Below are 6477 nucleotides of genomic sequence, written 5' to 3' on the forward strand. Positions count from 1 at the left end.
GCGACTTTTCCTACACTCGATCCAGGGTGACTAAATTGCAAAGGTGCACGGAGGCTCAAATGCCATATTGGAAGCAGGAGCAGTTGCAACAACTGACGCAGGAGGAAAACCAGCAACAGATGTTTGCCACTGCACTGTCACTGGCCGAGCAACTGGACATGGAGTTTCTGGCATACCGCCTGAACGGCAGGACGGTCGCCGAAGGCCCGCAGGTCATGATGTTCAACAACTACCCGGCCGAATGGAACGAGCTCTACAAGAAGAACGAGTACGAGCGCATCGACCCGGTGCTTGTGCATTGCCATCATTCGAACATGCCGGTGCTGTGGTCCCCGCAGTTGTACAAGCAAGCCCCCGAGTTGCGACAGACGGCATGCGAACATGGCCTGTGCCATGGCTGGAGCCAGGGCACCCAGGACCTGCGCGGCAACGAAAGCGTACTGTGCGTATCACGTCGGCAGGGCGAAGTGAGCATGGCGGAACTGTACGAAAAGTCGGCCCAGACCCTGTGGCTGTGCAACCTGCTGCACACCCTGATGGTTGCCAAGTTGCATCCGCCCAAGGCCCGCGTGCAGGCACTCTCGCCCCGGGAACGCGAGGTGCTGCAGTGGACCGCTGCCGGCAAGACCGCCGAAGACATCAGTTGCATCCTCACGCTGTCCAGAAGCACGGTCAATTTTCATATCCGCAGCATCACCAGCAAACTCAACACCACCAACAAGACCAGCGCGGTCGCCATCGCCACCCAGTACGGGTTGATCTGAGGTTCTGCTCGCCACCCCCCCCTCCCCACCTGCAAAAACGCTGTAGAATCTGCGCCCGTCCAGCGCCAAGCCCCAGCGCGCGCGCCAAAGCCCAGAGCCCTACGCCATGCCCCTGTTGATCACCCCCTTCGCCGAGCTCGAGCTGCTTCGCCAGCCCGAATACGCCAACGACCCCTTGCAGGCCTTCGACGCGGCCGACGAGTACCTGCTCGAACACCTGGCCGCGCAGGCGCTGCCTGCCACGAGCCGGGTACTGGTACTCAACGACAGCTTCGGCGCGCTGGCCATCAGCCTGCGCGCCCATGCCCAGGTGCTGGGCAGCGGCGACTCCTACCTGGCCCGGCTGGCACTGGAGAAGAACCTGGTGCGCAATGGCCAGGCATTCGACAGCGTGCCCTTCATCGCCGCCAGCCAGCATTGGCAGGGGCCGTTCGACCGGGTGCTGGTGCGCGTACCCAAGACCCTGGCGCTGCTCGAAGAGCAGTTGATCCGGCTGCAGGGCCAGTTGGCACCCGGCGCGCAGGTAATCGCCGGGGCGATGATCAAGCACCTGCCACGGGCAGCCGGCGACCTGCTGGAGAAGTACATCGGCCCGGTGCAGGCATCGCTGGCGCGCAAGAAGGCGCGCCTGCTGATCGCCACGGCCGAGCCCAGGGCGGCGGCAGCCTCGCCCTACCCCACCCGTTATCACCTGGAGCAACCACCGCTGGAGCTGGTGAACCACGCCAATGTGTTCTGCCGCGAAGGGCTGGATATCGGTACTCGTGCCTTCCTGCCACATCTGCCCCGCGACCTGGGCGATGCGCGGGTGGCCGACCTTGGCTGCGGCAACGGCGTGCTGGGCATCGTCAGCGCGCTGGCCAACCCGCAGGCGCACTACACCCTGGTGGACGAGTCGTACATGGCGGTGCAGTCGGCCGAGCAGAACTGGCAGGCGGCGCTGGGCGAGCGAGCCGTGACGGTGCGCGCCGACGACGGGCTGGCCGGGCAGGCGCCGCAGTCGCTGGACGTGGTGCTGTGCAACCCGCCGTTTCACCAGCAGCAGGTGGTGGGGGACTTTCTCGCCTGGCGCATGTTCCAGCAGGCACGCGAGGCACTGGTGGTGGGCGGGGCGCTGTACATCGTGGGCAATCGGCACCTGGGCTATCACAGCAAGTTGGCGCGATTGTTCCGGGGAGTAGAACAGGTGGCAGCCACGCCGAAGTTCGTGGTGCTCAAGGCGCGCAAGTAGGCCGGGTACGGAGCCGACACCTTCGCCGGCAAGCGGCTCCTGCGCCAGGCGGCCGAGACAGGCAAAAAAAACCCTGCGCAGCTCACGCGGCGCAGGGTGTAAACCCGCCCAGGGCGGGATGGGAAATACCTTGGCTCAGTGGGTACTCAAGCCCGCCGCCGCCATGAACATCCGCATCAGCCAGGCCACCACGGCCAGGCTTGCCACGCTCACTGCCCAGATCAGCAGCAGCCAGCCCAGGCGCTGCATCAGCGGCTTTTTCTCCGGTTCGAAGGTGTCTTTGCCAGTCATTGCCAGGCCCTCCTAGTGATAGCCGTCGTCGTGGGTCACCTTGCCGCGGAACACGTAGTAGCTCCAGAAGGTGTAGCCCAGGATGAACGGGATGATGAACAGCGTGCCCACCAGCATGAAGCCCTGGCTCTGCGGCGGCGCTGCGGCGTCCCAGATCGAGATCGACGGCGGGATGATGTTCGGCCACAGGCTGATGCCCAGCCCACTGTAGCCCAGGAAAATCAGCACCAACGTCAGCAGGAACGGGGTGTAGTGGGCATGGCGTGCCACCGCCCGCACCAGCCCGTACAGGGTGACCAGCACCAGGATCGGCACCGGCAGGAACCAGAACAGGTTGGGCAGGCTGAACCAGCGCGTGGCGATGTCCGGATGCGCCAGCGGCGTCCAGATACTCACCACACCGGTCACGGCCAGCAGCACGAAGGCCAGTGGGCGCGCCAGGTCATGCATCTTGCTCTGCAACGGGCCTTCGGTCTTCATGATCAGCCAGGTGCAGCCGAGCAAGGCATAGGCCACGATCAGCCCCACCCCGCAGAACAGGCTGAACGGCGTCAGCCAGTCCAGCGAGCCGCCTGCGTAGTTGCGTTCGACCACCTTGAAGCCTTCGATGAATGCGCCCAGTGCCACGCCCTGGAAGAAGGTTGCGGCCAGCGAGCCGCCGATGAACGCCTTGTCCCACAGGTGGCGCTTGTCAGCCTTGGCCTTGAAGCGGAACTCGAAGGCCACGCCACGGAAGATCAGCCCCATCAGCATCAGCATCAACGGCAGGTACAGCGCCGAGAGCACCACCGCATAGGCCAGCGGGAAGGCGCCGAACAGCGCCGCCCCGCCCAGCACCAGCCAGGTCTCGTTGCCGTCCCAGACCGGGGCGACGGTGTTCATCATCACATCGCGGTCGCGCTCGCCCTTGACGAAGGGAAACAGGATGCCAATGCCCAGGTCGAAGCCGTCCATCACCACGTACATCATGATGCCGAAGATGATGATCACGGCCCAGATAAGCGGAAGATCAATACCCATGAGTCAGTTCCCCTTGCTCAGGCTGGCGTGGTCGTCGGCATGGTCGTCGTCGGCAGCCGACAACGGCCGCGCCGGGGTGCGTTGCTGGCCAGGCCCGCCATGGGTCGGCTCGTCGCCCTCGCCGGTTTCCGGCCCCTTGCGCACCAGACGCATCATGTAGCCGAGCCCCGCGCCGAACAGCGCGAAGTACACCACCACGAACATCACCAGGGTGATGCCCAGTTGCGCATAGCTGTGGTTGGACACGCCATCGGCGGTACGCATCAGCCCGTACACCACCCACGGCTGGCGACCGACCTCGGTGGTGAACCAGCCGGCCAGGATCGCGATCAGCCCGGACGGGCCCATCCACAGGGTCAGGTAGAGGAACGGGCGCGAGCTGTACAGGGTGCCGCGCTTGCGCAGCCACAGGCTCCACAGGCCCACGGCGATCATCAGCATGCCCAGCCCGACCATGATGCGGAACGACCAGAACACCACGGTGGAGTTGGGCCGGTCTTCAGGCGGGAACTCCTTCATCGCCGGCACCTGCTTGTCCAGGCTGTGGGTCAGGATCAGGCTGCCCAGCGCCGGGATCTCCAGCTTGAAGTGGGTGGTCTCGTTCTTCATGTCGGGGATGCCGAACAGGATCAGCGGGGTCGGCTCGTCGCCGACGTTTTCCCAGTGGCCTTCGATGGCGGCGATCTTCACCGGCTGGTGCTTGAGGGTGTTGAGCCCGTGGAAATCACCGATCACCGCCTGCACCGGCGCCACGATCAGCGCCATCCACATGGCCATCGAGAGCATCTTGCGAATCGCCGGGTTGTCCTTGCCGCGCAGCAGGTGCCAGGCGGCCGAGGCGCCGACGAAGAAGGCCGTGGCCACGAATGCTGCCGTGGCCATGTGCGCCAGGCGGTAGGGGAAGGACGGGTTGAAGATCACCGCGAACCAGTCGACCGGGATCACCACGCCGTTGACGATTTCATAACCTTGCGGGGTCTGCATCCAGCTGTTGGACGCCAGGATCCAGAAGGTGGAGATCAGCGTGCCGACGGCGACCATGATGGTGGCGAAGAAGTGCAGGCCGCGCCCGACCTTGTTCCAGCCGAACAGCATGACCCCCAGAAAGCCCGCTTCGAGGAAGAACGCGGTGAGCACCTCATAGGTCAGCAACGGCCCGGTGATCGAGCCGGCGAAGTCCGAGAAGCGGCTCCAGTTGGTGCCGAACTGGTACGCCATGACCAGGCCGGAGACCACGCCCATGCCGAAGTTGACGGCAAAGATCTTCGACCAGAAGTGGTACAGGTCGCGGTAGACGCTGTTGTGGGTCTTGAGCCACAGGCCTTCGAGCACCGCCAGGTAACTCGCCAGGCCGATGGTGATGGCCGGGAACAGGATGTGGAAAGAGATCGTAAACGCAAACTGGATTCGGGCGAGATCTAGAGCCTCTAATCCGAACATAGTGCTTCCTCTGTCAGGTTATCCGGCGTCAGGGTCACGGCCTTGGCGCCAACTGCCCCTACGTCATTGAGTGCGGCGAGTTGGAATTGTTCTGAAAACTTGCAATCGCAGGGAATTCGGCCCTCCGGCCACATCGTTGCATTTGAAACAGTTGCAAAAACAACAATTGATCCAGGTCAACGATTGCCTGAAAGCATAGTCCTGAACGGGCCGCATGGTTGTGTGGTGGTTTGCCGCGTGACCGGTTGCCTCACCCCCTTTACGCACACACGAATCGGTGCGCCTACCGCACGGGGATGACGGCTTTCGCAACCTACTGTTACAAACTGGTGATAATCTGCCCCGCCGCCCCCGCAAAGGCTCTGTATCGCACATGTCAGACCATGCCCCGCTCCTGCTGCGCCATCACCGCCCCTTCCTGGCGTTCTGGTGCGCGCGAATTTTCACTGCCAGCGGCTTCCAGATGCTCACCGTGGCCATCGGCTGGCACCTCTATCAGCTGACCGGCAACGTGCTCGACCTGGGCCTGGTGGGCCTGGTGGAATTCGCCCCGCGGGTGCTGTTCATGCTGCACACCGGGCATGTGGCCGACCGCTATGACCGGCGCCGGGTGGCAGCGCTGTGCCAGTTCGCCCAGGCGCTGATCGCCCTGGCGCTGGTGGTGGGCAGCAGCACCCACAGCGTGACCCGCGAACTGATCTTCGTGCTGGCGTTCCTGCTGGGCAGTGCGCGCTCTTTCGAGATGCCGGCCACCCAGGCGTTGCTACCCAACGTGGTGCCCTCGGCGCTGTTCCCGCGGGCAGTGGCCGCGTCGGCCTCGGCCATGCAGTCGGCGACCATCGTCGCGCCGGCGCTGGGGGGCTTTCTGTATGCGTTTGGCAGCGTGTGGGTGTATGGCCCGACCGTGGTGCTGTACGTGATCGCCTGCGGCCTGACCTTGCGCCTGAGCGCCGCCCGCCAGCCGGCCAACCGGGGCCGGGCGAGCCTGGAATCGCTGCTGGCGGGCATTCGCTTCATTCGCAGCCGCCCGGACGTGCTCGGCGCGGTGTCGCTGGACCTGTTCGCCGTGCTGCTGGGCGGCGCCACGGCGTTGCTGCCGGTGTTCGCCAAGGACATCCTGCTGACCGGCCCGTGGGGCCTGGGCCTGTTGCGCTCGGCGCCGGCGGTGGGGGCGCTGCTGATGTCGGTGTGGCTGGCGCGCTTCCCCATCGAGCGCAAGGTCGGGCGGGTGATGTTCACGGCGGTGGGGGTCTTTGGCGTGGCGACCATTGCCTTCGGCCTGTCGACCTCGTTCTGGTTCTCGCTGGCGGTGCTGGCGGTGCTGGGCGCGGCTGACATGATCAGCATGGTGATCCGCAGCGCGTTCGTGCAACTGGAGACGCCGGACGAGATGCGTGGTCGGGTAAGCGCGGTGAACGGGTTGTTCATCGGCGCCTCGAACCAGCTGGGCGAGTTCGAGTCCGGGGTCACGGCGCACTGGTTCGGCACCGTGCCGGCGGTGGTGCTGGGCGGGGTGGGCACGCTGGTGGTGACGGGCGTGTGGATCAAGCTGTTCCCGACGCTGGCGGGGCGCGATCACATGCATACCCAGAAAAAGGGCTGACCGCGCTTACCCAATCGTGGGTCAAGCTTGCTCCCACAAGGACCTCACTGAATCTGTGGGGGCGGGATTGACCCGTAATGAGGCCAGCCAGATCAAAGCATCAGGGTCATCTGCCGCTCATACCCCAC

General features: G+C 64.7%; 6 protein-coding genes. 3 read left to right on the top strand and 3 right to left on the bottom strand.

The genetic code is table 11. The features are described 5' to 3' along the window. Positions 1–59: 59 nt before the first annotated feature. The gene (locus JZZ72_RS22155; protein ID WP_078481820.1) at positions 60–764 is read left to right on the top strand and encodes an autoinducer binding domain-containing protein; all 705 of its coding nucleotides are present in this window, start codon (positions 60–62) and stop codon (positions 762–764) included. Between the two features lie 106 nt (positions 765–870). After that, positions 871–1995, top strand: a complete 1125-nt coding sequence (locus tag JZZ72_RS22160) for a methyltransferase (RefSeq protein ID WP_210015158.1) — start codon at positions 871–873, stop codon at positions 1993–1995. 135 nt (positions 1996–2130) lie between these two features. On the opposite strand, the gene JZZ72_RS22165 is transcribed toward JZZ72_RS22160, so the two are convergent. Genes JZZ72_RS22165 through JZZ72_RS22175 form a run of 3 tightly spaced genes read right to left on the bottom strand, consistent with a single transcriptional unit; the run spans position 2131 to position 4746 of the window. Continuing rightward, positions 2131–2286 carry a DUF2474 domain-containing protein gene (locus JZZ72_RS22165; protein WP_043860576.1) on the bottom strand — a complete coding sequence of 52 codons (156 nt, stop codon included), beginning with the start codon at positions 2284–2286 and terminating at the stop codon, positions 2131–2133. 12 nt (positions 2287–2298) lie between these two features. After that, the gene (gene cydB / locus JZZ72_RS22170; protein ID WP_043860577.1) at positions 2299–3306 is read right to left on the bottom strand and encodes a cytochrome d ubiquinol oxidase subunit II; all 1008 of its coding nucleotides are present in this window, start codon (positions 3304–3306) and stop codon (positions 2299–2301) included. 3 nt (positions 3307–3309) lie between these two features. Further along, positions 3310–4746, bottom strand: coding sequence for a cytochrome ubiquinol oxidase subunit I (locus tag JZZ72_RS22175; RefSeq protein ID WP_043860578.1), 1437 nt, complete (start codon positions 4744–4746; stop codon positions 3310–3312). Between the two features lie 373 nt (positions 4747–5119). On the opposite strand from JZZ72_RS22175, the gene JZZ72_RS22180 reads away from it, so the two are divergent. Beyond that, on the top strand, positions 5120–6349 hold the full coding sequence (locus JZZ72_RS22180) for an MFS transporter (RefSeq protein ID WP_043860579.1): 1230 nt from the start codon (positions 5120–5122) through the stop codon (positions 6347–6349). Positions 6350–6477: the final 128 nt, after the last annotated feature.

The sequence above is a fragment of the Pseudomonas palmensis genome (genome assembly GCF_017848315.1).
In the GTDB taxonomy this organism is placed as follows: Bacteria; Pseudomonadota; Gammaproteobacteria; order Pseudomonadales; family Pseudomonadaceae; genus Aquipseudomonas; species Aquipseudomonas palmensis.

Bases quoted from the DNA above. Each gene is read 5' to 3' on its own strand.
- JZZ72_RS22165 (WP_043860576.1), bottom strand. From the start codon at position 2,286: ATGACTGGCAAAGACACCTTCGAACCGGAGAAAAAGCCGCTGATGCAG.
- JZZ72_RS22175 (WP_043860578.1), bottom strand. From the start codon at position 4,746: ATGTTCGGATTAGAGGCTCTAGATCTCGCCCGAATCCAGTTTGCGTTT.
- JZZ72_RS22155 (WP_078481820.1), top strand. From the start codon at position 60: ATGCCATATTGGAAGCAGGAGCAGTTGCAACAACTGACGCAGGAGGAA.
- JZZ72_RS22160 (WP_210015158.1), top strand. From the start codon at position 871: ATGCCCCTGTTGATCACCCCCTTCGCCGAGCTCGAGCTGCTTCGCCAG.
- JZZ72_RS22180 (WP_043860579.1), top strand. From the start codon at position 5,120: ATGTCAGACCATGCCCCGCTCCTGCTGCGCCATCACCGCCCCTTCCTG.
- cydB (WP_043860577.1), bottom strand. From the start codon at position 3,306: ATGGGTATTGATCTTCCGCTTATCTGGGCCGTGATCATCATCTTCGGC.